Source organism: Bacillus cereus group sp. BfR-BA-01383 (genome assembly GCF_022663495.1).
In the GTDB taxonomy this organism is placed as follows: domain Bacteria; phylum Bacillota; class Bacilli; order Bacillales; family Bacillaceae_G; genus Bacillus_A; species Bacillus_A cereus_AU.
Window position 1 is genome coordinate 1 of record NZ_JAKUFP010000025.1, and the last position, 17,745, is coordinate 17,745.

The window sequence follows — 17,745 nt, forward strand, 5'->3', positions numbered from 1 at the left end:
CAATCAACCACCAAACATCATGCCAATCATGGATAACAATCAACCACCAAACATCATGCCAATCATGGATAACAATCAAACACCAAACATCATGCCAATCATGGATAAAAATCAACTTCCAAACATCATGCCGATAATGGATAATAATCAAATGCCAAACATGATGCCGATAATGGATAATAATCAAATGCCAAACATGATACCGATAATGGATAATAATCAAATGCCAAATATGATGCCGATCATGGATAACAATCAACCACCAAACATGATGCCAATCATGGATAATAATCAAATGCCAAACATGATGCCGATCATGGATAATAATCAACCGCCAAATATGATGCCATATCAAATGCCGTATCAACAGCCTATGATGCCGCCGAATCCGTATTATCAACAACAAAACCCGTACTATAATATGCCATATCAGCAAGGAGCACCATTTGGGCCGCAATATACGTCTATGCCAAATCCAAATATGATGCCAATGGATAATAATATGCCACCGCTCGTGCAAGGTGAAGAAGACTGTGGATGCGGAGGAGAGAGTAGGTTATATAGTCCACAACCTGGAGGGCCACAATACGCTAATCCTTTATATTATCAACCAACTCAGTCAGCATATGCGCCGCAGCCAGGAACGATGTATTACCAACCAGATCCACCAAATGTATTTGGCGAGCCAGCTTCAGAAGAAGAGGACGAAGAAGAAGTTTAAAAAAGGTGGGATTATTCCCGCCTTTTTTGTATTCATGTTAACTAAGACAATAAAGGTTTGTATTAAGTGTTAGAAAATTCCTAGTGAAATATTAACAGTGTAAAAAACCCCTCTGTTACTCATCATAAGAGGGAGCTTTTCAGAAGAGAAGTTCATCCTAACAGAGGGGGTTTTTGTATTGAATACGAAAGTAAAAGTGATTGCTGCTTCTTTGTTAGTTACCAGTGCGTTAGCTGCATGTGGTACACCAAAAGATAACAATGCAATGGATGGACGCAACTACAATTACGAACATACATCTTATAATGATCGCGATAATGTAACGCGTAACGACCGTTATAATACAAATTATGTAACATATAAAAATGGTCGTAACGATACAGGATATAATTATTATCGTGATGTAAACTATAACGGGCAAATTGCGAATCCGTATCCAACTCGTAATATTACGACGAATAATTCATACACTAACAATGATGGTAAAACTGCAGAAAAAATTACGAATCGTGTGAAGGGTATGAATAACGTAGACCGCGTGTCTACAGTTGTATATGGAAACGATGTAGCAATTGCGGTAAAGCCACGTAATCCAGTGACAAATGAAACAGCGATGGCGAACGAAATTCGTCAAGCTGTTGCAAATGAAGTTGGAAACAGAAACGTATATGTTTCTGTAAGAAATGATATGTTTACTCGTGTTGATGCAATGAGTATGCGTCTACGTAACGGTACAGTTACAAACGACTTTAATCGTGACATAGCGAATATGTTCAAAGACATTCGTTACGGTTTAACTGGTACAGTACGATAGCAAAACAAAAGAGGAAGGGATAGCCCTTCCTCTTTACTCATCGTGGTCTTGTAAACGACGCTTTTTAATAAAATAACTAATGGAATAAGAAACTAAAAAGCATATGAAGAGAATACTACCTGTTAGAATAGCTTCAAACAGAGGTCTTTCTGGACTGAAAATAATATAAATAATAGCCATAATCATTCCCACAATAAAAGAGCGTAAAACAAGTTTGTAATAAGGAGTTAACTGTATTTCCTTTTCGCCTTCTTCAACATCGATAGAAATGCTTAACTGTAAATAACTAAGTACAATACTTGTAAGAATAAATAATAACCATAATGGAGATTTCGTAATTTGATCCATTCCTTCCGTGAATCCGATATAACCCAAAATACCGATTATACCAATGGATTGAAAAAGAAAAGCAATACGTATGTTTTTTAATGTTTGAAGAATGAGACGTTCATCCTTTATTTTTTTCACAATACCCATCTCCTGTTTATTATGATTTCGCTGTTATATCAATTGTAATATATATATTGCATTTGTCGATTTATAATTTACATATAATTCATGTAGATGAAAGTGGAAATAAAATATTTTTATAAAAATGTTGCGTTTATACTCTATTAATGTTATATTAGCAAAGCGATGAGCTAATTTACGTAAGACGAGAGATATGCTTAAGTGCTAAACACGCGAATGTGGTCGCCTGGTCTCTCGCCGTAAACGCATCAAGACGCCTGCTTTGCAGGCGTCTTTCATTTTATATGAATGTAAAGAGAAGACTGGAGTAATCCAAGCTTCTCTTTTTTGTTTGTTTTAAAGTCAGAAAATATTGAACTCTATAAGTCTTAATGGGAGCAATCTATGAATTAGGGATAAAACCCCCATTTCCGGAAAAACTACTAATGAAAGTTTGATCTTGCCTAAAAGAGGTGAACGGAAATGAAGTGGATACTGATTGCAGTACAAGCTTTCGTGATGATGTTTTGTTTAGTTTATGAAACGAATGTGAGGGCAGAAGGGCCAGTACCAGAAGTAACAGAGAAAGAACCTCAAGTTACAATTTTATTAGAGCGTATGTATGTTGATGGAGAAGTAAGTGAAGAAATATTTACAGAAAAAGTAGCGGATTTAGAAAAGTTTTTACAGCAATATAAAGAATGGCAACTCGTTGATCGTGATGATGTGCAAATTGTATTACAGAAGAAAGTTGATGATATTTCTCCTTTATTAAAAACGAGCGGTTACTTCGGTGTTTCAGAGGAAGGGATATTACAAATTTTCAAAGGAGTGCCGAAAAGTGATAACGCAATTCATTCCTTCTTTCAAATTGATATGAAAAAGCTTGAGAGTTATGATCGTGCGAAACTAAAGCGTGGTATTCGTATTAAATCAAAAGAAGGTTTTGTGAAGACGATTGAAAAAATGAAGCAATACGCAGTGCAAAATAAGAAAAAAAGCAGCTCATGGTGAGCTGCTTTTTCTTATTTATTCTTAGCTAAAATTTCTTTTGCAATTTCATCAATTAGCATATCTTTTCCGATTGGATTGAATGCTTTCGTATTGAAGACTTCGTTCGATACTTCATATACGTGATTGTTTTTTACTGCTTTATTATCTTTCCAAACGGCGCTGTTTTTATAGTCTTCGTATACTTTATCAGCTTCTCCACCGAAGTTTACAACGAACATTTGGTCAGGCTGGAATGCAACAAGGCCTTCTAGTGATACTTGTGCCATCGTTTGTTTTAAATCTGTACCTTTTGTTGCTGGAAGTTTTAAATCGTTAAAGAGTATGTCACCATATCCGAAGCTACCGTATACACGGAAGTTTTGTGGTGTTACTGCAACGAACATAAAGTTCTCATCTTTTGTTTTTTCTTTAATTTCCTTAGATAAAGAGTCAGCCTTTTTATCGTAGTCTGCAATCCATTTGTCAGCTTTCTTCTCTTCGTCAAATAACTTACCTACTTCTTTAAACTTACCGCGCCAGTCTTCTAAGTTTGTTTCTAGAACAACTGTCGGTGCAACCTTTTCTAATTGATCATAAATTTTTAATTGACGGTTATTTAAAATAATTAAGTCTGGTTTTAAAGCTGTGACAGCTTCTAGGTCAACTTTAGGTGCCCAGTACCAGCCAACTGCTTTTACTCCGTCTAGCTTTTCTGTTAAGTGATTTTGAATTTTATCTTTATACGTATTTGCCGTACCAACAGGTTTATGTCCAAGAAGTAATAATTCTTCTGTTGATCCAGATAAATCTACAATTCTCTTTGGATTTACTGGAATTGTAGTTTCTCCTTTAGCATGTTTGACAACTTTTGTTTTTGGTTGTTCTTTTGTTTTTGACTCTTCTTTTTTGGAAGAACAGCCAACGATAGAAAGAACGACTAGCATGATAGTAAATAAAATAAATAATTTGCGTTTCATCCCTATGTAACCCCTTTAATTAATATTGATAATCATTATCGACTTCTGTATATTAAGGGGCTTTATACTTTCTGTCAATGGAAAATAACAGAAGTTTTATATGGAGAACATTTGTTGGGGCAGTCTCGCTTTTCTATCATTAAATATGTTAAAATGGAATACATGATTTAAGAGGGAGAGATCGTATTTTGTTTGAATATGTTACAGGTTACGTGGAGTATGTAGGACCGGAATATGTCGTAATTGACCATAATGGAATTGGTTATCAAATTTTCACACCGAATCCGTATGTATTTCAAAAAAGTAAGCAAGAAATCCGTGTCTATACATATCATTATGTGAGAGAAGATATTATGGCACTTTACGGGTTTAAAACACGTGAAGAGCGTTTATTATTTACAAAGTTGTTAGGTGTGTCTGGCATTGGGCCAAAAGGCGCTCTTGCAATTTTAGCTTCTGGTCAAACAGGACAGGTCGTTCAAGCGATTGAACATGAAGATGAGAAGTTTTTAGTGAAATTCCCGGGCGTCGGAAAGAAAACAGCGCGCCAAATGATTTTAGATTTAAAAGGAAAACTAGCAGATGTCGTACCAGATGCATTTGTTGATTTATTCTCAGATACAGAACGTTTTGATGAGAAGAAAGGTTCATCAGCTGAGCTTGATGAGGCGCTGGAAGCTCTGCGCGCACTTGGATATGCAGAACGAGAAGTTTCTCGCGTTGTACCAGAGTTATTAAAAGAATCATTAACGACGGATCAGTATATTAAAAAGGCACTTAGTCTTTTACTAAATGGTAAGAGGTGAGTATAATGGACGAACGTCTCCTCTCAGGGGAATCTGGATACGAAGATGCGGATTTAGAGTATTCACTACGGCCACAGACGCTCCGTCAGTATATTGGCCAAGATAAAGCGAAACATAATTTAGAAGTGTTTATTGAAGCGGCGAAAATGCGTGAAGAAACGTTAGATCACGTACTTTTATATGGGCCACCTGGACTTGGTAAAACGACGCTCGCGAATATCATTGCCAATGAAATGGGCGTTAACATTCGAACGACGTCAGGTCCCGCAATTGAAAGACCAGGAGATTTAGCAGCGGTATTAACAGCACTTCAGCCAGGGGATGTATTATTTATTGATGAAATTCATCGTTTGCATAGATCAATTGAAGAAGTACTATATCCTGCGATGGAAGACTTTTGCCTTGATATTGTAATTGGAAAAGGACCGTCAGCACGTTCTGTACGATTAGACTTACCTCCATTTACATTAGTTGGAGCAACGACGCGTGCGGGGGCATTGTCAGCGCCGCTTCGTGACCGTTTCGGTGTACTTTCACGATTAGAGTATTACACAGTAGATCAGCTCTCTGCGATTGTTGAACGTACAGCAGAAGTATTTGAAGTTGAAATTGACTCGTTAGCTGCACTAGAAATTGCAAGACGTGCTCGTGGTACACCTCGTATTGCAAATCGTCTATTACGACGTGTGCGTGATTTTGCGCAAGTTCGTGGTAACGGAACGATTACAATGGAAATTACGCAAATGGCGTTAGAACTATTGCAAGTAGATAAATTAGGACTCGATCATATCGATCATAAATTATTGCTTGGTATTATTGAAAAATTCCGTGGTGGCCCAGTTGGATTAGAGACCGTTTCGGCAACGATTGGAGAAGAATCTCATACGATTGAAGATGTGTATGAGCCATATTTATTACAAATTGGCTTTTTACAACGAACGCCAAGGGGCCGAATTGTAACGCCACTTGCATATGAGCATTTCGGAATGGAGATGCCAAAAATATGACGGAGATGCCAAAATTGCTTATTACAGCAGGTATCTTACTTATCGTTGTTGGATTAGCTTGGAAGTTCATTGGAAGACTTCCAGGTGATATTTTTGTGGAAAAAGGAAACGTTACCTTTTATTTTCCTATCATTACATGTATTGTGTTAAGTATTGCATTATCTTTTATTATGTATATAATAAATCGATTCAAATAAGAAATAGGTGGATATAGTTATGGATATAAATCTGTTTGATTTTCATTTACCAGAAGAACTTATCGCACAAGTCCCGCTTGAAGATCGTGAAACATCAAGATTAATGGTGTTAGACCGTGAAACCGGTGATATTGAGCATAAACATTTTACGGACATTCTTTCTTACTTACATGAGGGGGATTGCTTAGTTTTAAACGAAACGAAAGTTATGCCTGCTCGCTTACACGGTGTGAAAGAGGATACAGGCGCACATATCGAAGTGCTTCTTTTAAAACAAGAGGATGGAGATAAGTGGGAAACGCTTGTAAAGCCAGCGAAACGTGTAAAAGAAGGAACTGTCATCTCTTTTGGTGAAGGAAAGCTAAAAGCAACTTGCATTGGAACAGCAGACCAAGGTGGACGTCAACTTGAATTTTCGTATGACGGCATCTTTTATGAAATTTTAGACGAGCTTGGAGAAATGCCACTTCCGCCGTATATTAAAGAGACGTTGGAAGATCGCGATCGTTATCAAACGGTATATGCGAAGGAAATCGGTTCAGCAGCAGCACCGACAGCTGGACTTCACTTTACAGAAGAGTTACTTGAGAAATTGAAGCAAAAAGGCATTCAATTAGCATTCATTACACTCCATGTAGGGCTTGGAACATTTAGACCAGTTTCTGCAGATACGATTGAGGAACACCATATGCACGCAGAATATTACCATATGTCTGAAGAGACAGCGGCATTATTAAATCGTGTGAAAGAGAGTGGTGGACGTATTATTACAGTAGGTACGACATCAACTCGTACGTTAGAAACAATTGCGACAGATCATGACGGTAAGCTTTGCGCTGCTTCTGGATGGACAGATATTTTTATGTACCCAGGTTATGAATTTAAAGCAATTGATGGTTTAATTACAAACTTCCATTTGCCGAAATCAACATTAATTATGCTTGTAAGTGCATTTGCAAATAGAGATAATGTACTTGATGCTTATAATGAAGCAGTAAAAGAAAAATATCGTTTCTTTAGCTTTGGTGATGCGATGTTCGTTGCATCTCACGCTAGAAACAAATAAAAGGAGTACATTATGACAGCAATTCGTTATGAATTTATTAAAACTTGTAAACAAACGGGCGCGCGTTTAGGCCGAGTACATACGCCGCACGGTTCATTTGATACACCAACATTTATGCCAGTTGGTACACTTGCAACAGTTAAAACGATGTCACCAGAAGAATTAAAAGCAATGGATTCTGGCATTATTTTAAGTAATACGTATCATTTATGGCTGCGTCCTGGTCACGAAATTATTCGTGAAGCAGGCGGTTTGCATAAATTTATGAACTGGGATCGTGCAATCTTAACGGACTCTGGTGGTTTCCAAGTATTCAGTTTAAGTGACTTCCGCCGTATTGAAGAGGAAGGCGTTCACTTCCGTAACCACTTAAATGGAGATAAATTATTCTTATCACCAGAAAAAGCGATGGAAATCCAAAATGCATTAGGTTCAGATATTATGATGGCATTTGACGAGTGTCCACCGTTCCCTGCTACTTTTGAATACATGAAAAAGTCTGTAGAGCGTACGAGCCGCTGGGCAGAGCGTTGTCTAAAGGCGCATGAACGTCCGCAAGATCAAGGTTTATTCGGTATTGTACAGGGCGGAGAGTTTGAAGAGCTTCGTCGTCAAAGTGCGAAAGATCTTGTTTCAATGGACTTCCCTGGTTACGCTGTAGGTGGTTTATCTGTTGGAGAGCCAAAAGATATTATGAACCGTGTACTTGAGTTTACAACACCACTTCTTCCAGATAATAAACCACGTTACTTAATGGGGGTAGGTTCTCCTGACTCGTTAATTGATGGTGCAATTCGTGGTATTGATATGTTTGACTGCGTACTTCCAACTCGTATCGCTCGAAATGGTACATGTATGACAAGTGAAGGTCGTTTAGTTGTGAAAAATGCAAAATTCGCTAGAGACTTCGGTCCGCTTGATCCAAACTGTGATTGCTACACATGCAAAAATTACTCTCGTGCGTACATTCGTCACTTAATGAAATGTGATGAAACATTCGGAATTCGTTTAACATCTTATCACAACCTTCATTTTCTGTTAAACTTAATGGAGCAGGTGAGACAAGCTATTCGTGAAGACCGTCTTGGCGATTTCCGTGAAGAATTCTTTGAACAGTATGGCTTTAATAAACCGAATGCTAAAAACTTTTAATACATAATTTAAAAGGAGGAACAAAAAATGAATGCAGGTATGATGAATATCATTATGATTGTTGCGATGTTTGCGATTTTCTATTTCTTATTAATTCGCCCGCAACAAAAGCGTCAAAAAGCAGTAGCTCAAATGCAAAACGAGTTAAAAAAAGGTGATGCTATCGTAACAATCGGTGGTTTACACGGTACAATTGAATCAGTAGACGAAACTAAAATTGTTGTTAAATCTGGTGGTTCACACTTAACTTTCGATCGCAATGCGATTCGTGAAGTTGTGAAAAACTAATGATGAAGGCCCTGCATGAAATATGCAGGGCCTTTTTTAGTTATTTTGCTTTGACATATTTACACCAAAAATACCTCCAAGTGTACTCGCGCCCATTAATGCTAATTGGTAAAGTAACTGTGAGTCCGATAAAGTTTGAGAGAAGCCTAAATAGTTAACGAGGAAAATAAGAATAGCAAATGTGAGGCCTGTTGTGAAGCCTACAAGCCAACCTTTTCCTTGCGCCTTTTTACCGGCAATAAATCCGGACATAAGCGTAGACAGAAGTGCGAGTATAAAAATAGTAACTGTCAATGAACCTTCATTGATATTTGTAAATTTTAATAAAAGAGCCATGATCATACTTATAATAGATGCGAGGATTAATAAGGTAATTATACCGAATCCAATTGCAGTTGATAATTTTTTCGTTCCATCCATTATACATTCCCCCTTTTTAATACAAGCATATTTTCTTTTTGCCCAAGTTAGACTAGTTTCTTTTTAGTCGGAGAACCTATAAGTAAAAAAAGGAGATGTTGAAATGGAATGGGTATCCATAATTGGTCGGACGATGCTTTTGTATGTCATCATATTAATTATTTTTCGCTTGATGGGAAAACGTGAAATAGGAGAATTAAGTGTATTAGATTTAGTCGTATTTATTATGCTTGGTGAAATGGCTGTAGTGGCAATTGAAAATACCGACAAATCACTTTGGCATCAATTAGTTCCGATGACTTTCCTTATGTGCATACAAATTGTTTTGTCAGTTATTTCTTTAAAGTTTCAACGATTTCGGCATTTAATAGAAGGGGAGCCTGCTATTCTTATAAATGCGGGAAAAATTGATGAAAAAAAGATGAGGAAGCAGCGCTATAATATAGATGATTTAATGATGCAACTAAGGGAGCAAGGGGTCGGAGATGTGCGGGATGTGGAATATGCTATTTTAGAACCTTCAGGGAAGTTATCTATTTTTCAAAAACAAAAAAGTAAAAAGAGTAAAAATGATACGCCAATTTTTACACTCCCATTAATTATTGATGGAGAAATTCAATATAATCATTTACAAATGATTGAACATACAGATGAATGGCTCATTGGAAAATTAAAAAACTTAGGTTATAACGATATAACACAAATTTTATACTGCAGCTTTCAAAACGGCCAATTTTTTGTTGATTCGAAAGAAAACTAGAGGCTTACTGTATTAAATAGTAAGCCTATTTACTTCAAAAATGAAAGTTTCCGAATGATAGGGAGGCGACTCAACTCTTCTTTTCGAATGAGTTTGAAAACAAAGAGGAGAAAAATATAAACGATTGTTGTTAAAGTGATTTCCCATAATGTTTGTACGCCAAGTGAATGGGAGAAAATAATATACTTATGAAGGTAAAAACCGAAGGCGCCTGCAATACCGATAGCAAGTCCGCCAAAAATATAGTCTTTTGCATAAATAGTAAATTTAATTTTCTTCAAAACAGTAGCGTAGTGAAGGAATGTTACCGTCACTATATTTGCTGCGATTGCGAGGGCAACCCCCATCATTTGAAAATCTGGCCTTGAAGCTAGTACAAAAATGACGATTAATTTCACGATGGCGCCAATAAAAGTATTCATCATTGCAGCTCGTGCCAAGTTTAAAGCTTGCAAAACAGATGTAAGGGGACTTTGGAAATAATGAAATAGAAAGCAAGGGGCAAGAAGCTGGATGAATGCTGTTGCACTGTCGGATCCGTACATAAGCGTTAAGACGGGTGAAGCAAATACGTATAAAATAACGACTGACCATCCACCAGTGATTAATGAAATTCGAAGTGCTTGTTGTAAACGATGTTCCACTAATTTGTGTTGCCTTTTTGCCATCGCTTCACTAATTGAAGGGACGAGTGCTGTAGAAAGAGCGTATGTAATAAAGGCAGGTAGTGATAGAAGCGGGAAGGCATAACCGTTCAATATACCGTATTGCTGTGTTGCGACAGAAGCGGCAACCCCGGCAATTGCTAAGCTTTGCATAACGACGATAGGTTCAAAGAAATAGGAAATGGAACCGATTAAACGGCTTCCTGTAGTTGGAAGTGCGATATCCATAAGAGAATAAAATGTATTTTTGCTCTCCTTTACCGTAGTGAAAAAACCAGAGCGTATAGATAAATGTTTTTCGCGCTGGAATAAAGTAAGTAAAAATAATAAAGATGCAACTTCGCCAAGAACGGCTGATAGCATGGCACCAGCTGCAGCGTATTCTACGCCGTAAGGTAAAAATAACCGAATGCATACAGCGATAATTGTAATGCGGACAACTTGTTCTATAACTTGAGCATAAGCGCTAGGCTTCATATTTTGTTTCCCTTGGAAATAACCGCGTAAAACAGAAGAAACAGCAATAACAGGAACGACAGGTAAAATGGCCATTAATGGGTAGTACGTTCTTTCATCGGTTAATAATGTTTTTGCTAAAATAGGTGTGAGGAGCATGATTCCAATTGTTAAAATGATACTAATAAAGGATGTAACAGCTAGGGAGACAGTTAATATTTTTTTGACTCTTTGTTTATCGTTCACCGCTTCCGCTTCTGCTACAAATTTTGCGATTGCAACAGGAAGGCCAATTTGTGTTAATGTAATCGCTAAAATGAAAGTGGGAACAGCCATCATATAAAGGCCAACGCCTTCTTCTCCTAAAATACGTGCCATTACAATGCGGTTAATAAATCCAAGGATTTTTGTAATAAAGCCAGCTATCATTAAAATAAATGCACCTTTTAAAAAGCTTTGTCTCGTCATGGTCTTCTCCTACCTTCTCAAAATCAGTGGAATGATTTACAATAATTTATATGCACGTATGAGACAAGAATGACAAGCATTTAAGAGAGTGCAGTATTGAGGGTACTCTTGAAAGTGGTTATTGCTGTCCATTAGAGCGGGAATAAAAGCGACTTTTCGTGCTGAAATCAGAAGGAGATGTTATATATGTTGGATAAAGAGGCTTTGGTAGAATCATACCGCGGACAGTTACAAGTCGTTTTAGAAAGTAAAGTAGAAGAGTTTCAAATGTTTGGTTACGACCGAGTGACAGATAATGATATTTGGAAATTTCTCAAGGTGAAAAAGTGGAAAAAGATCGACAGTGATGTTAGGTTATATGAATTAGTAAATGATGTATTAAGAGTAAGTACTAATGAATATATGAATTATTTAACTGTTGAAGCATATCAAGCACCACTTTGGTCGTTTGATGAATATGAAAATAAATAACCGACTGCAATTGGTTTGTTCTTCCTTTTGCAGTATAATGATAGGTATTGATAAAGAGGAAATAATTATGTCAGAGATTCTATGTAAAGGAGGTAGCGAAAAGAAAAATAAATAATAAAAGTATAGGTATTGTGAAGCGCATACCTATACAGCTAGTGGGAACTAGCAAAATACATGTATTTTACAGAAAGGAAGTCTACTAACTAGGCGTATGCACACGTGAAAAGTGAATCGTAAGAGATTTATTGAAAGTGTTAGTAGCAGAAAGAGGGTACATATGGCAAAGCGTGGTACAAGAATCGCCGCCTTTTTCCTCATCGTTTTATTAATTGGTGGAGTAATTGGTGCGGCAGGAAAAGACATAGCAAAAGGAATTAGTCTAGGACTAGACCTTCGCGGTGGTTTTGAAATTCTGTATGAAGTAAAACCAGCCAAAGAAGGCGATAAAATTGACCGAGAGGCACTTGTAAGTACAGTAGGTGCTCTTGAAAATCGTGTCAATGTTCTCGGTGTAAGTGAGCCGAACATCCAAATTGAAGGAGAAAATCGAATTCGTGTACAGCTTGCTGGTGTACAAGATCAGCAAAAAGCACGTGAAATGTTATCAACACAAGCGAAATTAACATTCCGTGATGTGAATGACAATCTTCTTATGGATGGAACGGATTTAAAAGGCGGCGGAGCGAAGCAAACATTTGATGAGCAAGGCCGTGCGAGCGTAGGTCTTACACTAAAAAGCGCTGACAAATTCCGTGAAGTAACTGAAAAAATTTCAAAAATGCCACCACCAACGAATTTAATGGTAATTTGGCTTGATTTTGAAGAAGGAAAAGATTCATATAAAGCAGAATCTGCAAAACCGAATCCGAAGTTTTTATCAGCAGCAACAGTAAACCAAGTATTTAACCAAGCTGAAGTATCTATCGTAGGTGGAAACTTTACAGTGGAAAGTGCGAAAGAACTTTCATCTTTATTAAATGCAGGTGCACTTCCTGTTGATTTAAAAGAAATGTATTCAACATCTGTTGGAGCGAAATTTGGTCAACAAGCATTAGACCAAACGATTTTCGCTAGTGCGATTGGTATCGCTCTTATTTTCTTATTTATGCTTGTATACTACCGTTTACCAGGACTTGTAGCTGTGATTATGTTAGGGCTATACATTTTTGTTACGCTACTCGTATTTAACTGGATGCACGCGGTTCTTACATTACCAGGTATTGCGGCGTTAGTGCTCGGGGTAGGTATCGCAGTTGATGCGAATATCATTACGTACGAGAGATTGAAGGAAGAACTTAAAATTGGTAAGTCGATGATGTCAGCATTTCGTGCTGGTAACCATCGTTCATTAGCGACAATTTTAGATGCAAACGTTACGACTCTTGCAGCTGCAGGTGTATTATTCGTATATGGTACAAGCTCAGTGCAAGGCTTTGCAACAAGTTTAATTGTAAGTATTTTAGTTGGTTTTATTACAAATGTATTCGGTACTCGTTTCTTATTAGGATTACTTGTAAAGAGCCGTTATTTTGATAAAAAACCAGCATATTTTGGTGTGAAACAAAAGGATATTATTCCGTTAACGAAAGGTGTAGTACATCCACCAACGAAATTTGATCGTATTAACTTCGTAAATATCGGTCATAAATTCCTTATCTTCTCGATTGTAGTTGTAATTGCAGGTGCAATCATACTACCAATTTTCAAACTGAATCTTGGAATTGACTTTGCGAGTGGTACACGTATGGACTTGCAATCAAAACAAGCACTTACTGTGTCTGATGTTCATAAAGATTTGAACGAATTGAAAATTGATGTGAAAGAAGAAGATATTGTACCGACTGGGGATGACAATAAAGGATTCGCTGTTCGTACTGTAGGAGTTTTATCAAAAGATGAAATCGCGAAAGCAAAAACATTCTTCAGTGATAAATATGGTACAGAGCCAAACGTAAGTACAGTTTCACCGACAATCGGTAAAGAGATTGCACGAAATGCATTTATCGCAGTATTAATTGCTTCTGCAGTTATCATTTTATACGTAAGTATTCGATTCCGCTTTACGTATGCATTATCTGCAGTACTTGCATTACTACATGATGCATTCGTTATGATTGTTATGTTTAGTATTTTGGGGCTAGAGGTAGACTTAACGTTTATCGCTGCGGTATTAACGATCATCGGTTATTCTATTAATGACTCGATTGTTACGTTTGATAGAAACCGTGAGCTATACAAACAGAAAAAACGAGTTCGCGACATAAAAGACCTAGAAGAAATCGTAAATATGAGTATTCGCCAAACGCTTGGTCGTTCGATTAACACCGTATTAACAGTGTTGCTCCCAGTAATTGCGCTGCTTATCTTCGGTAGTGAGTCACTACGTAACTTCTCGTTCGCATTACTTGTTGGATTAATTGTAGGTACGTACTCTTCTGTTTTCGTTGCCTCTCAAATTTGGTTACTACTTGAAAACCGTCGTTTGAAAAAGGGTAAAAACAAGAAGAAGGTTGAGAAAGAAGTATCTGAACCGCAAGTATAAAAAAGGTGATGCCTCATTATGAGGCATCTCTTTTTTCGTTTGTGGATACAATAAGATAGCGACTTTTGAAAGAACAAAATAGAAGAAAGTGGTGGTGTTATCGTCATTTTTGTTACAATAAAAAAGAGAGGTTAAGAAAAGAAGGGATTTTAATTATGGAAAAAGATGAACGTTTTAAACAGGCCGAGTTTGGTGCTATCGTCGGGATCGTTGGTAATATTATATTAGCGATTGTAAAGGCGGTAATTGGTTATATTGGGAATAGTAAAGCACTGTTAGCGGATGCCGTGCATTCTGCATCAGATGTAATTGGTTCGCTAGCTGTACTTTTTGGATTGCGAGCAGCAAAGCAGCCGCCTGATGAAGATCATCCGTATGGTCATGGTAAAGCGGAATCGATTTCAGCAATTATTGTTGCGGTATTGTTATTTATTGTGGGAATTGAGATAGCGATTTCGTCTATAAAAGCTTTTTCGCAAGAACTAGAACCGCCGAAAGGAATTACAATTTTTGCGGTTATTCTTTCGATTGTAGTAAAAGAAGGGATGTTTCAATATAAATTTCGATTAGGGAAGAGGGTAAATAGTGATGCAATTATTGCAAATGCATATGAGCACCGTTCAGATGTATTTTCTTCAATTGCAGCTTTAATCGGTATTTGTGCCGCTATTATTGGTGGTAAGCTAGGGATAGATTGGCTTGTATATGCTGATCCAATTGCAGGGTTATTTGTTTCGATTCTTGTTGCAAAGATGGCGTGGAGCATTGGAGCGGAAGCAATTCATGCAACGCTTGATCACGTTCTTCATGAGGAAGATGTTATTCCACTTAGAGAAGCAGTCCTTCAAGTAAATGGTGTGAAAAAAATAGGTTCTTTATATGCAAGAGAACATGGTCACTATGTAATTGTTGATATTAAGGTTTCTGTAGATCCATATATCACTGTAGAAGAAGGACATAGCATTGGAAAGCGCGTGAAAGAAACGCTTATGAAACAAGATAACGTACAAAATGTTTTTGTACATATAAATCCGTATTCTCTAAATTGAACATTGTTAACATTTTAGTATACAGATATTGCATCGTAGTTTGCATTATATTGTCACCCCTTAATCTGTCTTGTATAATAAACAGGTTAAGGGGTGATTTCGTGTTACAACCGAAGACGCGTTGGAAAGAAAAAGAATATAATGAAGAGCGAGTAAGTGAATTAGCAAGCAAATTGCAATTATCGCCACTTGTCGTTTCGTTATTCCTCGGTAGAGGACTAGATACAGAAGATAAGATTTTAGATTTTTTAAATACAGAAAATCAAGAATTTCACGATCCATTTTTATTAGAAGGAATGGACAGAATAGTAGAACGTGTGAATAAGGCGATTCAAAATGGAGAGCAAATATTAATATTTGGTGACTATGATGCGGATGGAGTAAGTAGTACGACGGTTTTATATCTTGCTCTGCAAGAGTTAGGTGCAGATGTAGAATTTTATATTCCAAACCGTTTTACAGAAGGCTATGGACCAAACGAAGAAGCGTTTCGCTGGGCGCACAGTGCGGGGTTCTCATTAATTATTACTGTCGATACTGGTATCGCAGCGGTACATGAAGCGAAGGTAGCGAAGGAACTTGGCATAGATCTTATAATTACAGATCACCACGAGCCGCCGCCAGAATTACCAGAAGCACTTGCGATTATTCATCCGAAACTAGATGGCGGTGTGTATCCATTTCACTATTTAGCTGGTGTAGGTGTTGCTTTTAAAGTTGCGCATGCACTACTGGGCCGCGTGCCAGAGCATTTATTAGAAATAGCAGTAATCGGTACAGTAGCTGATTTAGTATCACTTCATGGTGAAAATAGATTACTTGTGAAGCTTGGTTTAAAGCATATGCGCATGACGAGAAGTATTGGTTTAAAGGCATTGTTTAAAGTTGCTAACGTTTCGCAAAGTGAAATTACTGAAGAGAGCATTGGCTTCTCGCTTGCACCTCGTATTAATGCAGTTGGGCGTTTGGAAGATGCAACACCTGCTGTACACCTTTTATTATCAGATGACCCAGAGGAAGCGAAAGAGCTGGCTGAAGAAATTGATGAGCTGAACAAACTACGAAAAGATATTGTAAAACAAATTACAGAAGAAGCTATTGCTGAAGTTGAAAATAAATTCCCACCAGAAGAAAACAAAGTGTTAGTGCTTGCAAAAGAAGGTTGGAATCCAGGTGTAATTGGAATTGTCGCTTCTAAATTAGTTGAACGTTTTTATCGACCGACAATTGTATTAAGTATTGATCCTGTAAAAGAAACAGCAAAGGGTTCAGCACGTAGTATTGCAGGATTTGATTTATTTGCGAATTTGTCCGATTGTAGAGAGTTATTACCACACTTCGGGGGACACCCAATGGCAGCAGGGATGACGCTACATATGAATGATGTAGATGAATTACGCCGCCGCTTAAATGAGCAAGCGGATGCAATTTTAACAGAAGAAGATTTTATTCCAATTACAGCGGTGGATGTATTTTGTAAAGTGGAAGATGTAACACTTGCAGCAATTGAAGATATGCAAAAGTTAGCGCCATTTGGTGTTGGAAACCCGAAACCGCGTATTGCAGTGAAAGATGCTGAGTTAGAAAGTATTCGTGCAATCGGATCAGACGGTTCTCATTTGAAAATGGCTCTTCGTGATGGACAAGCAACGTTAGACACAATTGGATTCGGATTTGGTGCGTATGCAAAAGAGATTTCTCCAGTTGCAAAGGTATCTGTAATAGGAGAAGCCTCCATTAATGAATGGAATAATTTTAAAAAGCCACAATTAATGGTACAAGATATTGCTGTAGAGGCATGGCAATTATTTGATTGGCGTAGTATGCGCAATGTAGAAGCGAATTTAGCAGAACTTCCGAAAGATAAAATAACGATGGTGTATTTTTCTGAAGAGGTATTGAATAAATTTTCTTTAGAAGAATATAAAGAGCATATCATGCATGCATCAGATGTAACGCATTTAGATAATCAATACATTGTGTTACTCGATTTGCCGAAAGGAACAGATGAGTTACGTGATGTATTTAAAGTAGGATTCCCATCTCGAATGTACACGCTCTTTTATCAAGAGAATAATCATTTATTTAGTACAGTCCCAACGAGAGAACACTTTAAATGGTACTATTCTTTCTTGAACCAAAAAGCACCATTTTCTTTAAGGCAATATGGGGAACAACTATGTCGTCATAAAGGTTGGTCGAAAGATACAGTAAATTTCATGACACAGGTGTTTTTTGAGTTAGAATTTGTTACAATAAAAGACGGTGTCATTTTTATGGCCGAACAAAAACAAAAGCGTGATTTAATTGAATCGAACACATATCGTGAGAAAATGAACCACTTACAATTAGAAAAAGAATTGGTTTATAGCACATATCAGCAACTATATACATGGTTTGAAACGATTCGTAATCATAAATAAGTAGAACAGTTAGGGTAAAG

General features: G+C 37.2%; 17 protein-coding genes and 1 pseudogene. 14 read left to right on the forward strand and 4 right to left on the reverse strand.

The features are described 5' to 3' along the window. A pseudogene (exsA, locus tag MR065_RS19495) lies at window positions 1-721 on the forward strand (spore coat assembly protein ExsA); the annotation flags it as partial. A gap of 178 nt (window positions 722-899) precedes the next feature. After that, the gene (locus tag MR065_RS19500; RefSeq protein ID WP_242214802.1) at window positions 900-1,535 is read left to right on the forward strand and encodes a YhcN/YlaJ family sporulation lipoprotein; all 636 of its coding nucleotides are present in this window, start codon (window positions 900-902) and stop codon (window positions 1,533-1,535) included. Window positions 1,536-1,568: 33 nt separating this feature from the next. On the opposite strand, the gene MR065_RS19505 is transcribed toward MR065_RS19500, so the two are convergent. Further along, on the reverse strand, window positions 1,569-2,003 hold the full coding sequence (locus MR065_RS19505; protein ID WP_141557918.1) for a branched-chain amino acid ABC transporter substrate-binding protein: 435 nt from the start codon (window positions 2,001-2,003) through the stop codon (window positions 1,569-1,571). A 465-nt stretch (window positions 2,004-2,468) separates the two neighbouring features. Between MR065_RS19505 and MR065_RS19510 the strand changes: the two genes are divergently transcribed. Continuing rightward, window positions 2,469-2,999, forward strand: coding sequence for a BofC C-terminal domain-containing protein (locus MR065_RS19510; RefSeq protein ID WP_097905808.1), 531 nt, complete (start codon window positions 2,469-2,471; stop codon window positions 2,997-2,999). Between the two features lie 11 nt (window positions 3,000-3,010). On the opposite strand, the gene MR065_RS19515 is transcribed toward MR065_RS19510, so the two are convergent. Beyond that, the gene (locus MR065_RS19515; RefSeq protein WP_242214803.1) at window positions 3,011-3,955 is read right to left on the reverse strand and encodes an iron-hydroxamate ABC transporter substrate-binding protein; all 945 of its coding nucleotides are present in this window, start codon (window positions 3,953-3,955) and stop codon (window positions 3,011-3,013) included. Window positions 3,956-4,143: 188 nt separating this feature from the next. Here MR065_RS19515 and ruvA point away from each other — a divergent pair, with 188 nt between their 5' ends. The 6 genes from ruvA to yajC are packed head-to-tail and all read left to right on the forward strand — an operon-like array spanning window position 4,144 to window position 8,471. Then, window positions 4,144-4,761 (forward strand): Holliday junction DNA helicase RuvA, encoded by a 618-nt coding sequence (ruvA, locus tag MR065_RS19520; protein ID WP_076540413.1) that lies wholly within the window; start codon window positions 4,144-4,146, stop codon window positions 4,759-4,761. A gap of 5 nt (window positions 4,762-4,766) precedes the next feature. Continuing rightward, window positions 4,767-5,768, forward strand: a complete 1,002-nt coding sequence (gene ruvB, locus MR065_RS19525; RefSeq protein ID WP_242214804.1) for a Holliday junction branch migration DNA helicase RuvB — start codon at window positions 4,767-4,769, stop codon at window positions 5,766-5,768. Beyond that, window positions 5,765-5,965 (forward strand): DUF2905 domain-containing protein, encoded by a 201-nt coding sequence (locus tag MR065_RS19530; RefSeq protein ID WP_059037793.1) that lies wholly within the window; start codon window positions 5,765-5,767, stop codon window positions 5,963-5,965. Before ruvB ends, MR065_RS19530 begins: the two co-directional genes overlap by 4 nt. Before the next feature lie 19 nt (window positions 5,966-5,984). Beyond that, window positions 5,985-7,031, forward strand: a complete 1,047-nt coding sequence (queA, locus tag MR065_RS19535) for a tRNA preQ1(34) S-adenosylmethionine ribosyltransferase-isomerase QueA (protein ID WP_242214805.1) — start codon at window positions 5,985-5,987, stop codon at window positions 7,029-7,031. 12 nt (window positions 7,032-7,043) lie between these two features. Then, window positions 7,044-8,183, forward strand: a complete 1,140-nt coding sequence (tgt, locus tag MR065_RS19540; RefSeq protein ID WP_000125362.1) for a tRNA guanosine(34) transglycosylase Tgt — start codon at window positions 7,044-7,046, stop codon at window positions 8,181-8,183. A 27-nt stretch (window positions 8,184-8,210) separates the two neighbouring features. Beyond that, window positions 8,211-8,471: a preprotein translocase subunit YajC gene (yajC, locus tag MR065_RS19545; RefSeq protein ID WP_242214806.1), complete on the forward strand. Its 261-nt coding sequence runs from the start codon at window positions 8,211-8,213 to the stop codon at window positions 8,469-8,471. Window positions 8,472-8,507: 36 nt separating this feature from the next. On the opposite strand, the gene MR065_RS19550 is transcribed toward yajC, so the two are convergent. Next, complete coding sequence (locus MR065_RS19550; RefSeq protein WP_242214807.1) at window positions 8,508-8,891, reverse strand: TIGR04086 family membrane protein; 384 nt, start codon at window positions 8,889-8,891, stop codon at window positions 8,508-8,510. A gap of 103 nt (window positions 8,892-8,994) precedes the next feature. On the opposite strand from MR065_RS19550, the gene MR065_RS19555 reads away from it, so the two are divergent. Beyond that, on the forward strand, window positions 8,995-9,651 hold the full coding sequence (locus MR065_RS19555) for a DUF421 domain-containing protein (protein WP_242214808.1): 657 nt from the start codon (window positions 8,995-8,997) through the stop codon (window positions 9,649-9,651). Between the two features lie 29 nt (window positions 9,652-9,680). Here MR065_RS19555 and spoVB read toward each other — a convergent pair whose 3' ends face one another. Next, the gene (gene spoVB / locus MR065_RS19560; RefSeq protein ID WP_242214809.1) at window positions 9,681-11,240 is read right to left on the reverse strand and encodes a stage V sporulation protein B; all 1,560 of its coding nucleotides are present in this window, start codon (window positions 11,238-11,240) and stop codon (window positions 9,681-9,683) included. A gap of 186 nt (window positions 11,241-11,426) precedes the next feature. Here spoVB and MR065_RS19565 point away from each other — a divergent pair, with 186 nt between their 5' ends. The 4 genes from MR065_RS19565 (at window position 11,427) to recJ (ending at window position 17,725) form a co-directional block, all read left to right on the forward strand. After that, complete coding sequence (locus MR065_RS19565) at window positions 11,427-11,711, forward strand: post-transcriptional regulator (RefSeq protein ID WP_002173586.1); 285 nt, start codon at window positions 11,427-11,429, stop codon at window positions 11,709-11,711. Between the two features lie 277 nt (window positions 11,712-11,988). Beyond that, a complete protein-coding gene (gene secDF / locus MR065_RS19570) occupies window positions 11,989-14,253 on the forward strand; it encodes a protein translocase subunit SecDF (protein WP_242214810.1) in 2,265 nt (754 codons plus the stop codon). 155 nt (window positions 14,254-14,408) lie between these two features. Next, complete coding sequence (locus MR065_RS19575; protein ID WP_242214811.1) at window positions 14,409-15,302, forward strand: cation diffusion facilitator family transporter; 894 nt, start codon at window positions 14,409-14,411, stop codon at window positions 15,300-15,302. 101 nt (window positions 15,303-15,403) lie between these two features. Continuing rightward, entirely contained in the window at window positions 15,404-17,725 is a 2,322-nt protein-coding gene (recJ, locus tag MR065_RS19580) for a single-stranded-DNA-specific exonuclease RecJ (RefSeq protein ID WP_242214812.1), read from the forward strand. Window positions 17,726-17,745 lie beyond the last annotated feature (20 nt).

Coding starts and splice junctions, on each gene's coding strand:
- queA (WP_242214805.1), top strand. CDS start 5,985: ATGGATATAAATCTGTTTGATTTTCATTTACCAGAAGAACTTATCGCA.
- MR065_RS19555 (WP_242214808.1), top strand. CDS start 8,995: ATGGAATGGGTATCCATAATTGGTCGGACGATGCTTTTGTATGTCATC.
- MR065_RS19575 (WP_242214811.1), top strand. CDS start 14,409: ATGGAAAAAGATGAACGTTTTAAACAGGCCGAGTTTGGTGCTATCGTC.
- tgt (WP_000125362.1), top strand. CDS start 7,044: ATGACAGCAATTCGTTATGAATTTATTAAAACTTGTAAACAAACGGGC.
- MR065_RS19550 (WP_242214807.1), bottom strand. CDS start 8,891: ATGGATGGAACGAAAAAATTATCAACTGCAATTGGATTCGGTATAATT.
- MR065_RS19510 (WP_097905808.1), top strand. CDS start 2,469: ATGAAGTGGATACTGATTGCAGTACAAGCTTTCGTGATGATGTTTTGT.
- MR065_RS19515 (WP_242214803.1), bottom strand. CDS start 3,955: ATGAAACGCAAATTATTTATTTTATTTACTATCATGCTAGTCGTTCTT.
- spoVB (WP_242214809.1), bottom strand. CDS start 11,240: ATGACGAGACAAAGCTTTTTAAAAGGTGCATTTATTTTAATGATAGCT.
- yajC (WP_242214806.1), top strand. CDS start 8,211: ATGAATGCAGGTATGATGAATATCATTATGATTGTTGCGATGTTTGCG.
- MR065_RS19565 (WP_002173586.1), top strand. CDS start 11,427: ATGTTGGATAAAGAGGCTTTGGTAGAATCATACCGCGGACAGTTACAA.
- MR065_RS19530 (WP_059037793.1), top strand. CDS start 5,765: ATGACGGAGATGCCAAAATTGCTTATTACAGCAGGTATCTTACTTATC.
- ruvB (WP_242214804.1), top strand. CDS start 4,767: ATGGACGAACGTCTCCTCTCAGGGGAATCTGGATACGAAGATGCGGAT.
- secDF (WP_242214810.1), top strand. CDS start 11,989: ATGGCAAAGCGTGGTACAAGAATCGCCGCCTTTTTCCTCATCGTTTTA.